An 18305-nucleotide genomic window follows, 5' to 3' on the forward strand; every position below is an offset into this window, starting at 1 on the left:
GGGTTTTCAACCTCCCGCTTTCTAGTTCTTCCTAATCCTTAGATAAAATTTAAAAAAAATAAAAAATTTTCAACCAAAAACAGATAATCATATGGTATCCCCATAAAAGTAAGTTTTTGGTTGTGTTTTATATAAAAACAGAATGTCTGTATGAAAACATCGTCAAAATTAGAAGGCCCGTTAAAAATTTTGATGGTATTAGAAAAGAAATAGAAAAATAGGTTGGATGTAAAAATAGATACGCCTTCAGAAAATAGGGTTAAATGCTAAGATTATGGTAGTAGTACGTAAAAATGACTATTGGATTTAAGGAGGTGTTTTCTATATTCAACATAAATAATGAAAATAGACCCTTTAAAAACAGGTCAAAAATTAAAATAGTGTTTATGAAAAAAATTGAAGCAATCATTAGAACGTCCAAATTTGAGGAGGTGTATGAAGCCTTAGCGGAGATTGGAATTCCGTTCATGTCTACTTATGACGTGAAAGGTTTCGGGCTGGAGCATGGGGCCTCCCAGGTGTACCGTGGTACCACCTATAACGTGGGGTTTATTCCCAGGACCAAGGTAGAGATCATTGCCCCAGATGAGCAGGTAGACGCGGTGGTGTCCATCATCCTCAAAGTGGCTACTACCGGCAAGGTGGGAGATGGCAAGATCTTCATCCTGGATGTGGAAGAAGTGATCCGGATCAGGACCGGAGATGTGGGCGAGCTTGCCCTTTAGAACCAAGACCAATCAACCAACTAACAAACCATTTCTTACTCACTAATTACTAGTACCATGTCAAAAGAATTATTCGTCATCAACAACGTCTGGATGATGGTGTCCATCTTCCTGGTTTTCATTATGCACCTGGGGTTTGCCACGCTGGAGTCGGGTTTGTCCCGCTCTAAAAACACGGTGAACATCTTGTTTAAAAACAGCATGATTCCGCCCCTTGGCCTGCTGGCTTACGCGCTCTGGGGGTTCTCCTTAATGTACCCCGGCGCAGACTTTGCGGGTAGCTTCTTTGGCTTTGCGGGGTTTGGGATTACACTTCCCGAGGGTGGTGAAACCTCGGCCTACAATGCGGGCTACACCTTCTGGACTGATTTCCTGTTCCAAGGCATGTTTGCAGCCACGGCGGCCACTATTGTCTCTGGGGCAGTGGCTGAGCGTATCAAATTCTCCAGTTTTATGGTGTTCTCTGTTCTGTTTGTAGGCCTGTGCTACCCTATAGTGGGCATGTGGAAATGGGGCGGAGGGTTCCTGAACACATTGTCTACTCCGTTCTATGACTTTGCCGGTTCTACCATTGTGCACTCTGTGGGGGGCTGGGGAGCCTTAGCCGGTATCATGCTGTTGGGGCCCAGAATCGGTAAATACGTGGAAGGCAAAGTGAGACCCATCCCGGGGCACAGCATTCCGTTGGCTACCATTGGCGTATTTATTCTGTGGTTGGGCTGGTTTGGGTTTAACGGCGGCTCAGTGCTGTCCGCTGAGCCAGGTACGGTTTCAAGGGTATTGGTGATGACCAGTTTAGCTGCCGCCGCAGGGGCCATGGGTGCCTGCCTGGTGTCTAACCTGCTGTTCAAATCAAATGACCTTACCATGGTGCTAAACGGTATTCTGGCGGGCTTGGTGGGTATTACCGCCGGCGCAGACCAAATGGGCGTGGTAGATTCAGTAGTGATTGGCGGCGTGGCCGGAGCCCTGGTAGTGTTGGGTGTGGTGTTTTTTGACAAACTGAAACTAGATGATCCGGTGGGAGCGCTTTCGGTGCACTTGGTGTGTGGCCTATGGGGCACGCTGGCCGTGGGCTTGTTTGGGAAACTGGCCGGGGTGCAACAATTACTAAGCCAATTGATAGGAATGGGGGCCGTGGCGGTCTTCTCCTTCGGGTTTGCGTTTGCGGTGTGGTATGTGCTCAAACTCACCATGGGCATTAGGGTGTCTGAGCGTGAAGAAATAGATGGCCTTGACATTCATGAGCACAAGATGCATGCTTATCCAGACATCAACGCCCCGGGGTATGAAATCAGCATGCCCGAAAAAGAGGAGGTGACTGTGCCTCAGATACCTGCCAGAGCAGCCGTGACGGCCTAAGAAAAACAATAAGATTCCCTTTCCCTTGACATGGGCGTAAAAACAAGGGGTAATGCGATCTAGGCATTACCCCTGCTTTTACCCTGGCAAAGAGACGGCGCCCGGCGGGCAGCCTTTCCCTGATCCTGACAAATTCGTTGTTTTCCCTTCGCGGTAAATTCCTTATTCCTCAAACGGCAATTTGAGGGGATGCCACCGGTGGGCCTACGGCAGAACACCTTTCCTAAGAATATTCCTAACCATTTCCAGAATCCGTATGAAAAAGCTTTACACCTTTACGGCGGTGGCGCTCTTAGCCACGGCAAAGATAGCCATTGCTCAGGAAGTACCAATGCATGAACCGGCGCCGGGTAAGTTTAACATCAGCGGCTACGCCGATGTCTTCTACCAGTACAACCTCAACAAACCACAGTCAGACCTAAACCAGGGCCGCATTTTTGACCAGTACCACAACAACATCTCCCTGGGCCTGTTGCAGACCCTGCTCACCTACTCCAAAGACAAGGCTACCATTGTGGCAGATCTTACCTTCGGGCCTAACGCGGAGCTGGGCAACTTTGGGAACACGGGTACGGGTAAAATCATCAAACAGGCCTATTTGGCCTATGACGTCACAGACAAGCTTAAACTTACGGCCGGGCAGTACGGCACCCACATTGGCTATGAACTCATAGACGCCCCGCTCAACTACAACTACAGCCTTTCTTACCTCTTTGGCAACGGACCCTTTTACCACACAGGCGTTAAGCTGGACTACACCGTCAGTCCGCAAGTAGGCCTTATGCTGGGCGTGGTGAACGGCTGGGACGGGCTCCGCGATTTCAATGATAAAAAATCAGTGGCGGCGCAGGTGCATTTAACCCCCTTTGAGGGCCTGGGCCTTTACCTTAACTGGATAGGCGGCGATGAATACAACACCCTTTCCAACTTTGGGGGCACCAAGGGCAGCTACACCAGCCTATTTGACCTTACTTCTTCTTTACAGGTAACTCAAGCCTTTAAAGTAGGCGTGAATGCTGCCTATGGTTCCTTCTATACCGGGACCGTGACCGAGAACGAAGAAGATGCCTGGTCAAGTGATGCCACCTGGGGAGGAGGGGCGCTGTACGCCAGCTATGAACTCTCTGATAAGTTTGGCCTGGGGTTTAGGGGAGAGTACTTCGCAGACCCAGAGGGCGTGCGCTACTTCGGGCCCTTAGAGGTGGCTTCCTATACCGTGACCGGCAACATCAAACTGGCCGGGAGTAATTTGTTGGTGAAGCCCGAGGTGCGGTTTGATAAAGCCAAGGACGCCTTCTTTGAAGATGCCAGCGGTAATTTCTCCAAGAAAACCCAAACCACGGTGGGTGCCACCCTCATCTACTCCTTCTCCATGAACTAAGCCTCTTACGCCATACTTACCTACCCGAAGAAAACTTACTAACTTTTACCATACCGCGTTTTGGGCCTGTTTTCTGAAAAACAGGCCCAAAACGCATTTCTGCGTTATTACTTTAACCTATAGAGTATGCCTGACAATAACGGCCAAAAAGAGAAAATGCAGGGCCGAAATCTTAGTAGAAAAGGTGAGGGACACTACACTTCCAGCGGGTGAACCTCTGATAAACTGCCAGCGAGAATATAGTAGAACCTTAATAAATGTATTTCTGACATATCTGGTGTTTGAGTAGCAGCTACTTAAACCGCCCAAAAACCGTTATCTTTGCATTTTGAAAGGCAGATTTCCGCTTTGGGCGGTTCTGCCAGTATTAGATGCAAAGAACCATGCTAGATAAAATAGAAGACGCCATTGAAGATATCAAAGCCGGCAAGGTGATTATTGTGGTTGATGACGATGACCGCGAAAACGAAGGCGATTTTATCTGCGCCGCCGAGAAAATCACTCCCGAGATTGTGAACTTCATGGCCACCCACGGGCGCGGCCTTATCTGCACGCCCCTCACCGAGGAGCGCTGCGATGAACTGGGCCTGGAATTGATGGTAGGCCGCAACACGGCCCTGCACGCCACCCCGTTCACCGTATCTGTAGACTTACTGGGCCACGGCTGTACCACCGGTATCTCAGCCTCTGACCGCGCCAAGACCATTCTGGCCCTGGCAGACCCCGCCACTGACCCCGCCTCTTTAGGCAAGCCCGGCCACATTTTCCCGCTGCGCGCCCGCAAGGAAGGCGTGATCAGGAGAGCGGGCCATACCGAGGCCGCCGTGGATTTAGCGGCATTGGCAGGCTTGGCTCCGGCCGGCGTGCTGGTAGAGATCATGAACGAAGACGGTACCATGGCCCGTATGCCAGACCTGGAGAAAGTAGCCGAGCGCTTCGGGTTAAAGCTGATCTCCATTAAAGACCTGATCACCTACCGCCTGCAGAAGGAAAGCCTCATTGACCGCGAGATTGCCGTGGAGCTGCCTACTGACTGGGGTAACTTTGACCTTTACGCCTATACCCAGCGCAGCAACAATGCCAAGCACCTGGCCCTGGTAAAAGGCACCTGGGAGCCAGACGAGCCCGTGTTGGTGCGCGTGCATTCCTCCTGCGTAACCGGTGATATCTTCGGGTCTTGCCGCTGTGACTGCGGTCCGCAATTGCACCGCGCCATGGAAATCATTGAGAAGGAAGGCAAAGGCGTGATTGTGTACATGAACCAGGAAGGTCGCGGTATTGGTCTCTTGAACAAACTGAAAGCCTACAAACTGCAAGAGCAGGGCCTGGACACTGTAGAGGCCAACCTGCAACTGGGTTTCGGGACCGATGAGCGGGACTACGGCGTTGGCGCCCAGATCCTGCGCGACCTGGGGGTGACCAAAATGAGGCTTATGTCCAACAATCCCCGCAAACGTACCGGCTTAATTGGCTACGGGCTGCAGATTGTGGAGCAGGTACCCATTGAGATTGCCGCTAATGAGCACAACCAACGGTATTTAGCCACCAAGCGAGACAAGTTGGGGCATTCCATCATGAAGAAATAAAAAGCGAAAGGCGGAAGACACATCTTCCGCCTTTCGCTTTTTTAGGGCAGGCAGGGCCTCGTTTTAGAAATTTTTGGATATTGCTGCAAGGCTAGTCCCTATTCCTTTTCGTAAGTTTTTTGCGGGGAAGGCCATTCTTTGGTTTTATGGCACAATTTTCTCTGCAAATGCGGGGAGAAAGTGATTAGGATCAGGTAACCTTCTCAAATTTTTTAAGGTATATTTTTCTTAGAAGTGCATTGTAATCTTTTTAGTGAATGTAAAGAAACGAAGACGATGGCAAGGAAAGTAAATGGGCTTTTGGTAGTGTTTTTTTTCTGGGCAGCCGGCGCCATGGCGCAAGTAACCGGCCTGGTAGATGAGTGGCCCCAGGGCCGCGTTTTTTTGACCTCTGGTGACTCCGTGAACGGGAAAATCACCTATCACCGTTCAGAAGACCTGGTGAAAATAAGTAAGCCAGACGGTTCGGTGGTAGCCTATGCGCCCGTGGCGGTGCGGGGCTTTGAAGCCATTGACAACGGGGGGCGTTACAGAAGGGTGTTTGTGACCCAACGCTGGAACCTGGGCAATGATTACAGTGATTTTCTGGCTCCAGCCTTTTTTGAGCAGATCGTGATTGGCAATTACGGCCTTCTGCGCCGTGAAACCATGTCCCGCCGTGACGTAAGCCGTGACCCTATGTACCGCGGCAACTATTACCCTTATGGCAATTACCCCATGGGCGGGCCCATGTACGTAGAGCAGCGCCTGGATAATTATTTTATCCTGATGCCCAGCGGCAAGGTAAAGGAGTTGCGCAACGTCAAGAAAGACCTGGAAACCATCTACGGCAAGAAAGGCAGCGCCATGAGAACGTATATTAAGCAAAACAAGCTAAAGTACACCAGCCTGCCTGACCTGGCCAAGATCGTTAGTTACTTTGGTACTATCTCTCAGCCGGAGGCGAAGACCACTAAACTGGATATGTAACCAAGGCATCGGCGTAAGCCGAAAGAGAATAAGGGAGGCCCCGCTGAACCAGTGTCAGCGGGGCCTCCCTTTTTGCGTTTTGGGCCCGTTTTTCTAAAAACAGTCTTAAAATAGGTTTTACAGGTCTCGGGCCTTGAGTAGCAGGTAGGAGAGAAGGCAGAAGAAAGTGATGTACAACACTGCCGGCACCAGGGCTTGTAGCGGAGGCAGAACCTCGGTGGCACCCAGCACCATCTGCTCCAGTTCCTGGTGCGGGTTAGGTGTAAGGTTGGAAAGCACCTTCATCGGGAAAAACTTGTCTACCTGGTCTGGCATTTGCCATTGCAGCAGGCGTTCTATCAGCAGCGTATAGGCCATGAAGAACAGAATGGCCAGGCCGGTTTTCTTGACCAGAAACGCCACGAACATGGCCAAACTCATGTAGCCCACCAACTGCACCAGGTAGTAGAAGATAAACTGCACGTCTGTGAAAATGCTGTCGGTCCCTACAGTGTTGCCATACGTAAGCCCGAAGCCAAGCCCCAGCGCCAGTACGTACACCGCAAAGAAGGCCGCCAAGAGCAGAATCACAGAGTATTTACTTTGAACTAAATCAGCGCGGGAGAAGCCGTCTATCACCTGTTGCCGGAACGTCCGGTACGCGTATTCATCTGCTACCAGAATGATGATCAGGATACCGGGTATCAGGTTCAGGTAGCTGGAGACGTACGCCAGGTGGGGCCAGATCTTGGGAAACTGGTACAGCTCGGCGCCCGCCATTTGCCCATTGATCATGACGTTGCCGCGGGCGTAGAAAAAGATGAACAGCAGCGCGCACTGCAACAGCAGAATCACCCAGAAGGTGGAATACGGTAAGATTTTTCGAAGTTCTATGCGAAGAAGGGAGGTCATGCGTGGTCGGCTTTAATGATTTCAAGGAACTGGCTTTCCAGGCTTTTCTTGCGCACCACCAGCTGGCCCAGTGCAATGCCCTGGTCAAAGAAAGCGCGGTTAAGGGCTGTGCTGTCTACGCCTTCGCGCAGCGTGAGCTGTACCTGTTGCTGCACCTGCTGCGCCTGCGCCACCAGCGGTAACGAGCGGGCTATCTGCAAGAGCTGCTCCAGGGGGGCGCCGCCGCTAATGAACACCAGGTCATTGGTGGCCATGATAGAGGAGACCGGTCCCTGGGCTTTGAGTTTACCAGTGCGCAGAACGGCCATGTGGGTACAGACTTTCTCTACCTCATCTAATAGGTGACTGGCCAATACAATGGTTTTGCCCTGGGCGGCCACGTCCAGAATAAGACGGCGTACTTCGGCAATGCCTTCGGGGTCCAGGCCGTTGGTGGGTTCGTCTAATACCAGCACCTCTGGGTTGCCCAGCAGCGCCGACCCAATAGCCAGCCGCTGCTTCATGCCCAGGGAGTAGCCTTTGAATTTATCGTTTTTGCGGTTGGCCAAACCCACCATTTCCAAAGACCGCTGCACCTGGCTGTGGTCCACGCGCTTCACATCGGCGGCAATGCGCAGGTTTTCCTGGCCAGTGAGGTAAGGATAAAAGTTGGGGGTTTCCAGCAGCGCGCCAATGCGGCGTTTGGTGGTTTTGGACATGGGCTGGCCAAACCATTGAAAACTGCCGGCGCTGGCGTTGATCACGTCCAACACAATGCCCAAGGTGGTGGTTTTCCCGCTGCCGTTAGGCCCCAGCAAGCCATAAATACTGCCCTGGGGCACGTTGATGCTTAGCTGGTCCAGGGCCTGCACACTGCCATAGCGCTTGCTTAAGCCCTGAATTTCTAAAATGTCTGCCAAATTATTGAAAGTTGGGTGTAGGTCTTCTGCAAAGCTAGAAGGATTTACCTGAAAAGCGAGAGGCAGAAAATCGGGCAAAGAAAAAGCCTTCCCCCTTAGGGAAGGCTTTCCTATTTTTTGTTTTGAGCCTGTTTTCCCAAAAACAGGCTCAAAACAACTTTGCCAGAAGAATGATTTACAACCACCGGCGAGTTAGTTCTTTCTTACCGGCGGCGGTGGGGGTGGCAGGTCTTCCTTAGAACGCCTCACCGGTGGTGGAGGCGGCGGCAAGGTGCCGTATTTTTTCTCAAAGGCGGCTCTACCAGCGGCCGTGTTGTCAAAGGATTCTACCTCCCCAGATTTCAGGATCACATACAGACCGTCACTGGCGGCGCTAATGCCTTTCACCGTAGGGTTGCGTTGCTTGAATTCCTTGGTGAGGGTCACGTTCATAGGCGGCGGCGGCGGAGGTGGGGCTAACGCGGCGGCCGGTGCAGCAGGAGGTGCCGCAGGCGGTGGCGGCGGTGGCGGAGGGGTAGGCAAGCTGCCGTATTTCTTCTCTAGCTGGGCCACGCCGGCCGGGGTGTTAGGGTACGTTTCGGTCTCCCCTGATTTCAATACCACGGCAATTTGCCCGTTGCTCCAACGCAGGCCTTTTGCGGTGGGGTTGCGTTTGAGAAAGGCCTCATAGGCTTTCTGTCCGTCTTGGGTGGTTTCCTGTGGCAGCAGGCCTTCCCATTGACTACTGGAGGAGGCAATGCCCTGGAAGCCCAGCAGCAAGAGCACCAGCAGAGGCAGGGTGGCCAGGAAACGCAGGCGTTGTACCTTGGCCGAGGGATGTTGGTTCATCATCATGATTCTTTGTTTAAGTGATGGATAACTAAAAGCGGAAGCGAGGGTAAGCGGAAGCGTAGTAGTGGTCTGCAAAAGCGAGAACTGGTATTGTTTGCGGTCAATGCCCGCCTGTAGGGTCTGCTGGTCGGTGAGGAACTCCAGGTTTTGCTTGAGGGCCGCACGCCAGCGCCATACCACCGGGTTGAACCACAGGAACACAGTGGTGAACTCAGCCAGCAAAATATCTAGCGTATGGGCTTGCTGCACGTGGGTGTACTCATGCTGCAGAATGCCGCGCCAGGCTTGCTCGGGGTGTTTGATAGGGTTAAAGTAAATGGTGTTCGCGAAGGAAAATGGCGGCAAATCTGCTTCTATTTCTCTAAAGGTAATGCCCTGGTAGCTGGCCGGGCGTGACCGCCGATGAATCCTGTACAACGAAGCCCCCTGCACCACCAAACGGACCGTCATCACCAAAACGCCCAGCCAAAAAATGCCCATCGGCACCAGCCAAAAATCAAAGGAAGTTGCGGTTGGCGCTGTCCTCATAGCCGGGGCCGCCCATTCAAAGCTCATGGCCGAAATGGTTTGGTACACTTTCCCGTTCTGCGCCAGCAATAGGCTGACATCTACCAGAGGCAACCCCGCCGAGAGTAGAATACCAGCCACCAAGAACAGCCGGTTCCAGGCATGGAAAGTGATCTGGCGCAAAACCAGGTGGTAAGCCAGGTAGAAGAGCACCAGCCCCACGTTCACCTGTAGCAAGTAAAGGAAAAGAGCCGGCATGTTATTCGGGGTTTTGGTTTTCAATCATCTGGATGATCTCCTTCAGCTCAGCAGGCGAAAGCTGCTTTTCCTTCACGAAGAAGGCCACTAGCTCTTTGTAGGAGTTCTGGAAATAATCGCCCACAAACCCTTTCATGAATTTCTTCTTGTACTCAGGTGCTTGGATGAGCGGGGCGTAGCGGTAGGTGTTACCCAGTTTCTCTGCCGCCAGAAAGCCTTTCTTCTCCAGGTTCTTTACCGTGGAGGCGAGCGTGGTATAAGGCGGTTTGGGCTCAGGCAGCATCTGCAAGAAATCTTTGATGAAACCGCCGCCGGCCTCCCAGATTACCTGCATGGCCTCTTCTTCCTGTTGGGTTAGCTTTTCCATGGGTAGTTGTCTACGATGTTTTCATAATATTACGAAAGTTTCGTAATTAAAGTCAAGGGCGGAGAGAATTATTTTTTGGATTAAAGCAGAAAAGCCTCTCCTGGGGTAGGAGAGGCTTTTCTGCTGATTTCTGTTTTGGGCTTGTTTTCCAAAAAACAGGCTTAAAACGGGCGGTTACTGAACCGGCAGCGCCCCGGCCAACCACCGGGTAACGGGGTAGCGCATGTGGGTGTTCTCATAGTGCGGGGTGTTGCGGTAAATGAAGTTGAGTTGCTCGCGGGCGCTTTTGGCCAGGTTGGCATCTTTGTCTTTAGCTGCTTCCAGGGAGGCCTTCAGTTTAGGGTCTTGCTTAAGGTACTGGGCGGCCAGGTCTTCAAACACGTAGGCTGAGAAATATTCCTTCTGACCCAGCACCGAGTCAAAGAAGTTCCAGGCGAAGTAGGAGTCAGGACCCTGCGGCTCCAACGTTTCCACTAAGAACCGGTTGCTCACCTGGTTCAGATACACCACGTAGTCGCCTTTAAAGTACCGGATAGGTTGCTGCGATTTTTGGACCTGCACATCAGTATGGAGGTAATGTCCTTCATAGGGACGGGGACCGGTTTTATAGTCTGTAATATAGTAGACCTCGGGGGTAAGCACGGTGTCTTTGCTCAGGCGTTTCAATTCCACTTGGTTCTGCTGAAGGCGCTCAATAACCTCGGTCCAGGCCTGCGGAATAAGGTAAGCCACCGGCTTGGTGACGGTAACGGTAGGGCGGTAGGTGTCAAAGAACTTCACCGGGCGGGTGAATGGCGCTTTACGGTCATAGTACAAACGCTCCAATCCGCTAACCTCGCTGGGCTTATATTTGGCTTCATAGCCTCTGAATTGGATGGTCTCAGACTGGGTTGTATCAGGGGCCCAGTTCAGGACAAACTGCTGCTGCGTTTGCAGGGCCGCGCGGTCTTTCTGACGGGCCGCCTGTACTTCTTTCCCGTGCTTGGCGGCATAGTCCAGGAACTCCAGCATAAGGTCATAGGTAGAGGCCACGCGCTTGTCAAAAGGTTTGAGCATGTGCGTCTCTGGCACGAAGCCCAGCGTCTGGAACAGGGTTGTGTAGCCAGTGGCATAGCGCGGAGACTCCATAAACCCAAAAATACCCGTCTCCGGCGACTCACCCCGCGAGTTCACGTAAGGCACCAGCGGCCACTTGCGTTTTTCCATGGCCTGGTACAACGCTGGCACCATCTGTTGCTTCAATAAAGTGCCCAAGGCTCCGCCTAGTTTGTTGTGCTGCGTAGGGATAAGGGTCATAGTGTACTGGTAGTCAGCGCCGTTGCTGGTATGGTTGTCCACGAAAATCTCAGGGTCCCAAGTGCGGAAGATAGTAGCGAAAGAGCGCGCATTCTTAGAATCTTCCTTGATGAAATCGCGGTTCAGGTCCAGGTTACGGGCATTGCCCCGGAAGCCGTAGCTCTCGGGCCCGTTTTGGTTGGTGCGGGTGTAGCTGTTGCGGTTGAGGGCGCCGCCTACGTTGTAGATAGGAATAATGACCAGCACCACCTTGTCCAGTTGGCTTTTCAGTTTTTTCTGCTGCATCAGGTCCCGGGCCAGCATCATGGTCGCGTCAATTCCCTCAGGCTCGCCGGGGTGAATGCCGTTCTGCACCAACAAGACCGTCTTTCCTTTCCGGTGGATAGAAGCCGGGTCAAAGTCGCCGTCGGTGGAAATGATGACGGTGTGCAGGGGTTGGCCCACATCGGTCATTCCGGCCTCGGTCATCTTAATTTCAGGGTACGCCTGGTCCAGTTGCTGGTAATAGGCAATGCATTCCTGGTAAGTAGCGGTTTTGGTGCCGTTGCTTTTCTCGTATGGCGTTTTCCAGTCTGGTGCCGGAGTGAGAAGGGTAGTGAGGGTAAGAAGTAGGGAAAGCAGCATGGGTGGCGGTTTGTTGAAAAGGTAATGTTAGGGGTTTTGGGGGTTATTTGAAAGTTTTGCCTTTGTGTATGGTGTTTGCTTGTGACTTAGGGGGTTGTTGGATAAAGAATTTATTTGTGCTTTAGATGGGCTGTTTGTCTAGGGATTCATGGGCTGTGTTGTTCCATCTTCTCTCTCCGAGCGCTCACGGCCTCGAGGCCCCGCCTTCCGCCCTCGCGCTGTACCCTCTCACCTGGCCCCGCAGGGCCTGCCGCATCCGCGGCACCGGGTCGAGTGCTAGGCGCTCAGCCGAAAGGCTGGAAACGGGGAATACGTAAGTAATAGGGTAAAGGCGTTTTAGGCCCGTTTTTCTAAAAACAGGCTTAAAACACCAGAGGTTTGGAGGAGGTAACTAGAAATCAAACTTGGTTACCGCCCGAACCGCAGCGGACAGGTCAAGCCCTGTCCCTACATTTCCCTTCCCGCCCTTTAGGGCGCTGCAGGCCTTGCAACCAATCAATCAGCAATAGGCTAATCTGCCCTGGACCTTGCGGAGGGCCGCCACTGCGTAGCCCGAAGCATGGGTAGGGGCAAGTAATGACGCATCGAGAAGCTATAGCGTAAGCTCCCTATGGAACAGAAGGCTTTCACCCGGTGGTACCAAAGTGAAGCCCCGCCTGTCTGAGCGGCAGCGAGTTCGGAGCTTCTTGATTCTTTTGGTTACTTTTCTCATCAAGGAGAAAAGTGACAGACGCGGGCAGACCGCCACTTCAGCTTGGAGGCTCGGCAAGAAAGGGGGTGGACATTAAAGGCCTAAAAGTGGAGAGTTGGAAGTGAATACTTTATAGCCAATTGAAGAGCAGTCTAAGTCGTTGACCCTAGGAACACCAGCAACGGAAATCTTTAATCAAGCAAAAGCAAGCTCATTCTACTCCCAATCCCCTTCCTCCACTGGCTCTCTATCAAACCAAAGGTAATCCAAACTATACCGCCCCGGGCCAATAAAAAACAACCCAATGAACAGGTAAGCCGCCTCCAAAGCATGCGAATACGCGTTAAAGCCATCTTGGGCCATGACGTGCTTAAGAGTAGCTACCACCATGGTGGAAAACAGGAGGAAATTAGAAATCCGGAAGAACAGACCCAAGGCAATAAACAAGCCTCCCACGGTTTCGGCGAACGCCGCCATAAACCCGAAGAACGTGAACCCACCGGTAATCCCTATGGTTTCCACGGCGCTGCCTACCTTGGTCCACATCTCCTGCCCACCCATCATTTTAGGCCAGCCGTGCAGGAGAAACATAATGCCAATACCAACCCTAATAATCAATAAACCTTCGTCTTGATAGCGGTACAGGGAACGGAAGAAAGTCATAATCCTAAATTTTAGCGTATTGGTGTTTTAGGGCCGTTTTCCGGAAAACACCTTTGAAACAGAAAAACCTGACCCGGCTACCAGAGCATGATGCCAGACACCATGGTGGAATTGGGGATGTCTTTTACTTTGAGTTTATTCCAGCGTTGAGCTGGGATGCCGCGCATGTCCAGCACGAAACTCATGCGGGCCCCTTCAGAGATAGCCACGAAATTACCTTCGCCGGCGCCTACGCTGGAGATGGGAATACTCTCTTTCACGTCTCTGAACATGCTGCCAATACCAATGCCGCCCTGGGTCCGGAACGAAGGGTTGAGCACGGTGATCCGGAAGACGGTGCAGGCAGTGCCTTTGCATTGTTGCTCCACCAGCAGGTCGGGCCGGTGGCGTTCGCCTAACACTTCATAGGCTTTGGTGGTGGTGCCTTCTAGGGCGTGGTCTATTTCCCGGATCTTGTTTTGCCCGTACTGCTTTTTCAGTTCCTCAATGGTCATGCCTACTTTCACGGCCCCAGCCTGACCTGCCTGTAGGGTGAGGTTGAAAAGTGGGTTAGCGGCGCTGGGGGCGGCAGAGGCCGTAGAGGTGGCACCCGGAAGCGGCACTTCAGACATGGCCTCATCAGAAGCGGTAGAAGGCGCAGAGGCATCTGGCGCCTCAGCGTTCAGGCTGGGGTCCTGGGCAGCGTCTTCAGAAATGGCAGCGGCGGCCTCATCCAGTTGGGCCTCCTTATTAGTTTGCTCAGAGGTGCTTTCTTGTTGGCAGGCCGCCAGCGCCAGCAAGGCGCCCAGCAGCAGGGTGGTATGCTTCATGGGTGAACTAGTTTAGACCGCATAGGTACAGCATCTTGGGGCATAACGCAAGCCTTGTGGTGAAGTTACGCAATTGCATTTGGCGGTGGCGCGTATACCAAGTAATTTGGTCGCAAACTTTGAGTAAGATGAAGAAGAAGCCGCTTATTTTAATTTCGAATGACGATGGCATCACGGCCCCGGGCATTCACACCCTGGTGAAGGTAATGCGAAAAATTGGCGAAGTGGTGGTAGTGGCACCCGATGGGCCGCAGTCGGGTATGGGACACGCCATTACCATCGGCAATACGCTCCGGTTAGATAGATCCTTGGCCTTTACCGAGGTAGAGGCCTATGAGTGTTCCGGTACCCCCGCCGACTGCGTGAAGCTGGCCAAAAACCATGTGCTCAAAGACCGCCGGCCCGATCTGGTGGTGAGTGGCATCAACCACGGCTCCAACTCCAGCATCAGCGTACTCTATTCAGGTACCATGTCGGCGGCCATAGAGGCGGCCATTGAAGGCTTACCCGCCATTGGGTTCTCTTTGTGTGACTATGGCCATGAGATAGATTTCTCCCATACCGAGGAGTACGTGGAGCTGATTGTGCGGCAGGCCCTGGAGTTTGGCATTCCGCACGGTGTGGCCCTCAATGTGAACTTCCCTAAGAAATCTAAGGAGCCCATTGCCGGCGTGAAAGTATGCCGCCAGGCCCGCGCCAAGTGGGAAGAAGAGTTTGACGAACGCCTGGACCCTCGCGGCCGCAGCTATTTCTGGCTCACGGGCAACTTCGTGAACTTTGACAAAGGCGATGACACAGATGAAGCCGCCTTGGCGGAAAATTACGTGTCTGTGGTGCCGTGCCAGTTTGATATGACCGCCAGCCACGCCATTGCCCTGCTCAACAATGAGTGGAACCTCAACCCCGAGGCTACCCCCGTACCAGGCTCCAAAACCGTAGAAAGCGGCGCCGCCGAAGGGTAAACCGTTTTAAGGCCGTTTTTTGAAAAACAGGCCCAAAACGTCTTGGCTTCCGGTTGCATTAGAAAAAATACCGGCAGGAAAATCACCTGCCAGAAAAGAAAGGAATGAAAAAAAGCCCGGGTTTGCCCGGGCTTTTTTCTATGGATGACAATAGAGGATTTCTCTTGAGAAGTGCTTAGCGCACAAAGAATTTCAACACTCCTTTTTTGCCGTCAACGGTGTAGCGGGCCACGTAGATGCCGGGCCTACGGCCCTGGAAAGAAATCATGCGGTTGCTGTTTTCCTTTAGCAGTACTGACCCCGTTAAGGTGTAGACGGTTACCAGGGAGCGGGTGCCGTCCAGGTACAGAGTGTTGTCATAGAACCGGACCGGTTTTTTCTGCAGTTCTTCTTTAGACGCAGTCACGGTGCTGGACACCACAATAGAGCCGGTGCCTTCCAGGATGGCCGGATGCGTAGCCGCCGAGTAAGTGCCATCTGCCATGGCCGTGCCGTTCAAGGTAAAGGTTCTCACCTGCACCGCCGTTTTCAAGACTACTTTTCCGGTACCAGACACGGTGAGGTCAAGATTGTTGCCCGCACTTTTTTCATGGCTGAAGACAAGCACATTGTTGGCGCCTACCAGTATTTTGCCGTTCCCGAAGGCATTGGCGCTGGTACCCTCCAACTTTGTCACCGACTCGGCCACGGCGTTGGCTCTGGTGAGGTCCCAAGTACCGGTGAAGGCGCTGTTGTCTCCTTTTAAAATCATGTTGCTGGTAGTAGCCGGCGCGCCTCTGGTGTTGTAGACCGTAATCTTGCCAGTACCCTTGGTATTGCCCAGCAACTGGAACTGGTGCCCGCCTTCGGCGGTAGAATTGCTGTTGATCTGCACCAGGATATCACCGGTCACATTCAGGGGGGCGTCTAGCGAGAACATGGCCCCGCCGGTGGCGTAGGCAATTCTGGCGCCAGCCTGCATCTCAATTTCGCCGGTAGCAGAATGGGCGCCCCGCATGCGGATGTTGCCGGCGCTCTGGATCACTAACTTGCCGGGGAACACCAGGCTGGTGGTTTCAATCTCGCGATTCACCAGCACGGTTTCGCCGGCTTGCGGTAACAATTGAGGGCTGTAGTTTGCCGGGTTGTCCCAGTTGCCGTTGGCGCCTCCCACAAACGTGAAGGAACTGGGGCGACCCACTATAATTTTCCCCGTCCCCGAAATAAGGGTTGGGTGGGTAGTGGCGCTGTACTCGCCTATGGCTTGCAGGGTGTTGTCAATAAAGAATTCGCTTAAAGTAAGGTCTGCGTTCAAGACCAGGGCGGCGCCGGCCACCACCTTTAATTGGGATTTAGGCTGAAAAGCGCCGCCGTTGCCAATACTAAGGGTGGCCCCGCTGCTAACGGTTACATGGCCTTTGCCCAGGGCGCTAGAGGTATTGGCCTCCAGAATACCTGTTTTCACCAGCCAGTTGCCCGAAAAGTCTGGGCTGTTGCCAGTTAAAATAAGCTTGCCAGTGCCTTCCTTGCTGAATTCATGCACGCCCGTAAGGGTTGCAGGTAAGGTGAGGGTGCCGGTTCCGGTAAATTTATTGGCTTCTTTGGTCGCGATCTTTCCGGAAAGGGTGGCCGTACCGGTGGTAGAGATTTCTGACGCAGCCAGGGAAAGGTACGCCAGGGTGCTGTTGGCGGTGATAGAAAGCTTAGCCCCGTTTTTCAGGGCCAGGTCGGCTAGAAAGGAACCACCATCCGCTATAATTTCATGGGTGCCATCTACCGTGGCAGACTGGCCGGTGGTGGGAACCGCTGCAGGGTTCCAATTGGCAGCCAATAGCCAGCTTTTGGTGGTCCCAGCGCCAGCCCAGGTGTAGGAGGTTACCGTGGGCGCCTCGGCGCTGGGGTCCCAGTTGTCTGTGCCGGCCATTACTTTCTGTACGGTGTACTCCAGGGCCTCAGTGGCGGTCATGGCGCGCAGACCAGCCCATTTGGCCCGCTTGCTCATATCGGCCCCGGGGCCGTTGTTGTTGTATTCATACAGTTTAAGGTCGGTGCTGGTGTCTGAGTAGTCCATGCTCCACTTGTCGCCCCAACCTTCGGGGTGAATCATCTCGGTCATGTAAGAGTTCATCCAGGTCACCTTAGGGTACTCATGCCAAGGGCGGCCCAGCCGGATTAATGTTCCGTCATCACCGGCGCGGGGGCTGTTGGTGGCGTAGGTTAGCCGGCAATTGTTGAACACGTAACCGTAGGGCTGGTCTTTGGGGGTGGAAGGGGCCGTAATCCAGCCTCCCCCGAAACTCCTGATCTCACAGGTCTGGAAAAACGCATTACCGGCCCCATAGATATAGTCTGTGCGGCCCTGCACCAGGCAGTTCTCAAAATAGCTGCGTTTGCCGGGTTGCCACAGGTAAATAGTGTCCTGGTAGCCCAACAGGTTGCAGTTGATGAAAACGTTTTTGTCGCCTAGCACGGTGAGGGCCAACGCCTGACCTACCGGCCCCGCCGTGTTCTGGAGGGTAAGGTTCTCGGCCCTGAACCCATCTCCGGCAATAGTGAGCGTAGCGGAGGTACGCATGTTGTCCTCGGGCCATTTGGCGGCATCGGCGGAGGGGCACTTACCTGTGGCGCAGTCATAGATATGGTAACTGATGATGGTCTCTTCCCGGCTTTCCCCAATAAAGGAGACATTCTTTTTGTCAGCGGGCACCATGAGTTTCTCCGTGTTATACAGGCCGCGCTTGATGTAAATAACGGTACGGCGCTCGCTGTTGGAGGGCACGGCGTTGATAGCGTCCTGGATCTTGGTGAAATTGCCGGAGCCATCTAAGGCCACCGTAATGTCTACATTGGTGGGGGTAAAGGCACCCACCTGCGGACTTAGCCCTAATAGCAGGAGAAGGGCGAGAAGCTTTAATAAGAGTAGATGTTTTTTCATGGAGGAAGGTTAGGGGAATGGTATTTTTGAGGAGTGAACTGCTTCTAAATTATTGAATTGATATAACTTAACCAAAGCTCCTGTGTGGGTTTAGTGAAATAAAGACTAAAAACTGTGCAATAAGTTGCACAATCGATTGCACAAAGGGTTGCATTGAAAATTTCACAAATAAGAAATTCGCATGGTGTGCAATGGTCTGTACTTCAATATGTTAATGAGTTTATGATTTTGCATTGTTTTACCCTGCTACATCCCTTGATTTCAGATGAATAAAGTTGGGATATGGAATGTGAAATTTTTGCTGAAATTTTTAGAGAAGTAAAAATAGGGCATTGCCAAGGTGGCGCTTAGAAAGAAAAGGCTGGTTAGAAAGGGAAAAGTAACCGGTTAAAAGAAGAAATGGTTACAAGTGGTGTCTAAGGTAGGAAGGCCGGTTTGACCTTGTTTTCTGAAAAACGGGCTCTAAACAGGAAGTGAAAGAAGCCGGGCTTAGGAGAGAGAATGGCGAAAGGCTGAGGAAATAGAAAAGCCTTCCTGCTCGTAAACAGAAAGGCTTTTTTTGAGGGTACA

14 protein-coding genes are annotated in these 18305 nt (G+C 52.6%); 6 read left to right on the top strand and 8 right to left on the bottom strand.

All coding sequences use genetic code 11. The annotated features are described in order from the left end of the window. Window positions 1–386: 386 nt before the first annotated feature. From ACYVJQ_RS17000 to ACYVJQ_RS17020, 5 genes are all read left to right on the top strand, one after another. Window positions 387–725 (top strand): P-II family nitrogen regulator, encoded by a 339-nt coding sequence (locus ACYVJQ_RS17000; protein WP_460894305.1) that lies wholly within the window; start codon window positions 387–389, stop codon window positions 723–725. Window positions 726–782: 57 nt separating this feature from the next. Beyond that, entirely contained in the window at window positions 783–2087 is a 1305-nt protein-coding gene (locus ACYVJQ_RS17005; protein WP_460894306.1) for an ammonium transporter, read from the top strand. 256 nt (window positions 2088–2343) lie between these two features. Then, window positions 2344–3468, top strand: coding sequence for a porin (locus ACYVJQ_RS17010; RefSeq protein ID WP_460894307.1), 1125 nt, complete (start codon window positions 2344–2346; stop codon window positions 3466–3468). Window positions 3469–3851: 383 nt separating this feature from the next. Continuing rightward, window positions 3852–5054, top strand: coding sequence for a bifunctional 3,4-dihydroxy-2-butanone-4-phosphate synthase/GTP cyclohydrolase II (locus ACYVJQ_RS17015; protein WP_460894308.1), 1203 nt, complete (start codon window positions 3852–3854; stop codon window positions 5052–5054). Between the two features lie 276 nt (window positions 5055–5330). Then, entirely contained in the window at window positions 5331–6023 is a 693-nt protein-coding gene (locus ACYVJQ_RS17020; protein ID WP_460894309.1) for a hypothetical protein, read from the top strand. 117 nt (window positions 6024–6140) lie between these two features. Here ACYVJQ_RS17020 and ACYVJQ_RS17025 read toward each other — a convergent pair whose 3' ends face one another. The 7 genes from ACYVJQ_RS17025 to ACYVJQ_RS17055 form a co-directional block, all read right to left on the bottom strand. Then, window positions 6141–6914 (bottom strand): ABC transporter permease, encoded by a 774-nt coding sequence (locus ACYVJQ_RS17025; RefSeq protein WP_460894310.1) that lies wholly within the window; start codon window positions 6912–6914, stop codon window positions 6141–6143. Further along, window positions 6911–7813 (bottom strand): ABC transporter ATP-binding protein, encoded by a 903-nt coding sequence (locus tag ACYVJQ_RS17030; protein ID WP_460894311.1) that lies wholly within the window; start codon window positions 7811–7813, stop codon window positions 6911–6913. Before ACYVJQ_RS17030 ends, ACYVJQ_RS17025 begins: the two co-directional genes overlap by 4 nt. Before the next feature lie 192 nt (window positions 7814–8005). Continuing rightward, window positions 8006–9409, bottom strand: coding sequence for a M56 family metallopeptidase (locus tag ACYVJQ_RS17035; RefSeq protein ID WP_460894312.1), 1404 nt, complete (start codon window positions 9407–9409; stop codon window positions 8006–8008). Window position 9410: 1 nt separating this feature from the next. Further along, complete coding sequence (locus tag ACYVJQ_RS17040) at window positions 9411–9776, bottom strand: BlaI/MecI/CopY family transcriptional regulator (protein ID WP_460894313.1); 366 nt, start codon at window positions 9774–9776, stop codon at window positions 9411–9413. 174 nt (window positions 9777–9950) lie between these two features. After that, on the bottom strand, window positions 9951–11696 hold the full coding sequence (locus ACYVJQ_RS17045) for a M14 family metallopeptidase (RefSeq protein ID WP_460894314.1): 1746 nt from the start codon (window positions 11694–11696) through the stop codon (window positions 9951–9953). Window positions 11697–12603: 907 nt separating this feature from the next. Continuing rightward, window positions 12604–13050: a DoxX family protein gene (locus tag ACYVJQ_RS17050; RefSeq protein ID WP_460894315.1), complete on the bottom strand. Its 447-nt coding sequence runs from the start codon at window positions 13048–13050 to the stop codon at window positions 12604–12606. A 77-nt stretch (window positions 13051–13127) separates the two neighbouring features. Next, entirely contained in the window at window positions 13128–13859 is a 732-nt protein-coding gene (locus ACYVJQ_RS17055) for a hypothetical protein (protein ID WP_460894316.1), read from the bottom strand. A gap of 128 nt (window positions 13860–13987) precedes the next feature. On the opposite strand from ACYVJQ_RS17055, the gene surE reads away from it, so the two are divergent. Further along, a complete protein-coding gene (gene surE / locus ACYVJQ_RS17060; protein ID WP_460894317.1) occupies window positions 13988–14821 on the top strand; it encodes a 5'/3'-nucleotidase SurE in 834 nt (277 codons plus the stop codon). A gap of 175 nt (window positions 14822–14996) precedes the next feature. On the opposite strand, the gene ACYVJQ_RS17065 is transcribed toward surE, so the two are convergent. Further along, window positions 14997–17735, bottom strand: a complete 2739-nt coding sequence (locus ACYVJQ_RS17065) for a pectinesterase family protein (RefSeq protein ID WP_460894318.1) — start codon at window positions 17733–17735, stop codon at window positions 14997–14999. Between the last annotated feature and the right edge of the window lie 570 nt (window positions 17736–18305).

Source organism: Rufibacter soli, assembly GCF_054781795.1.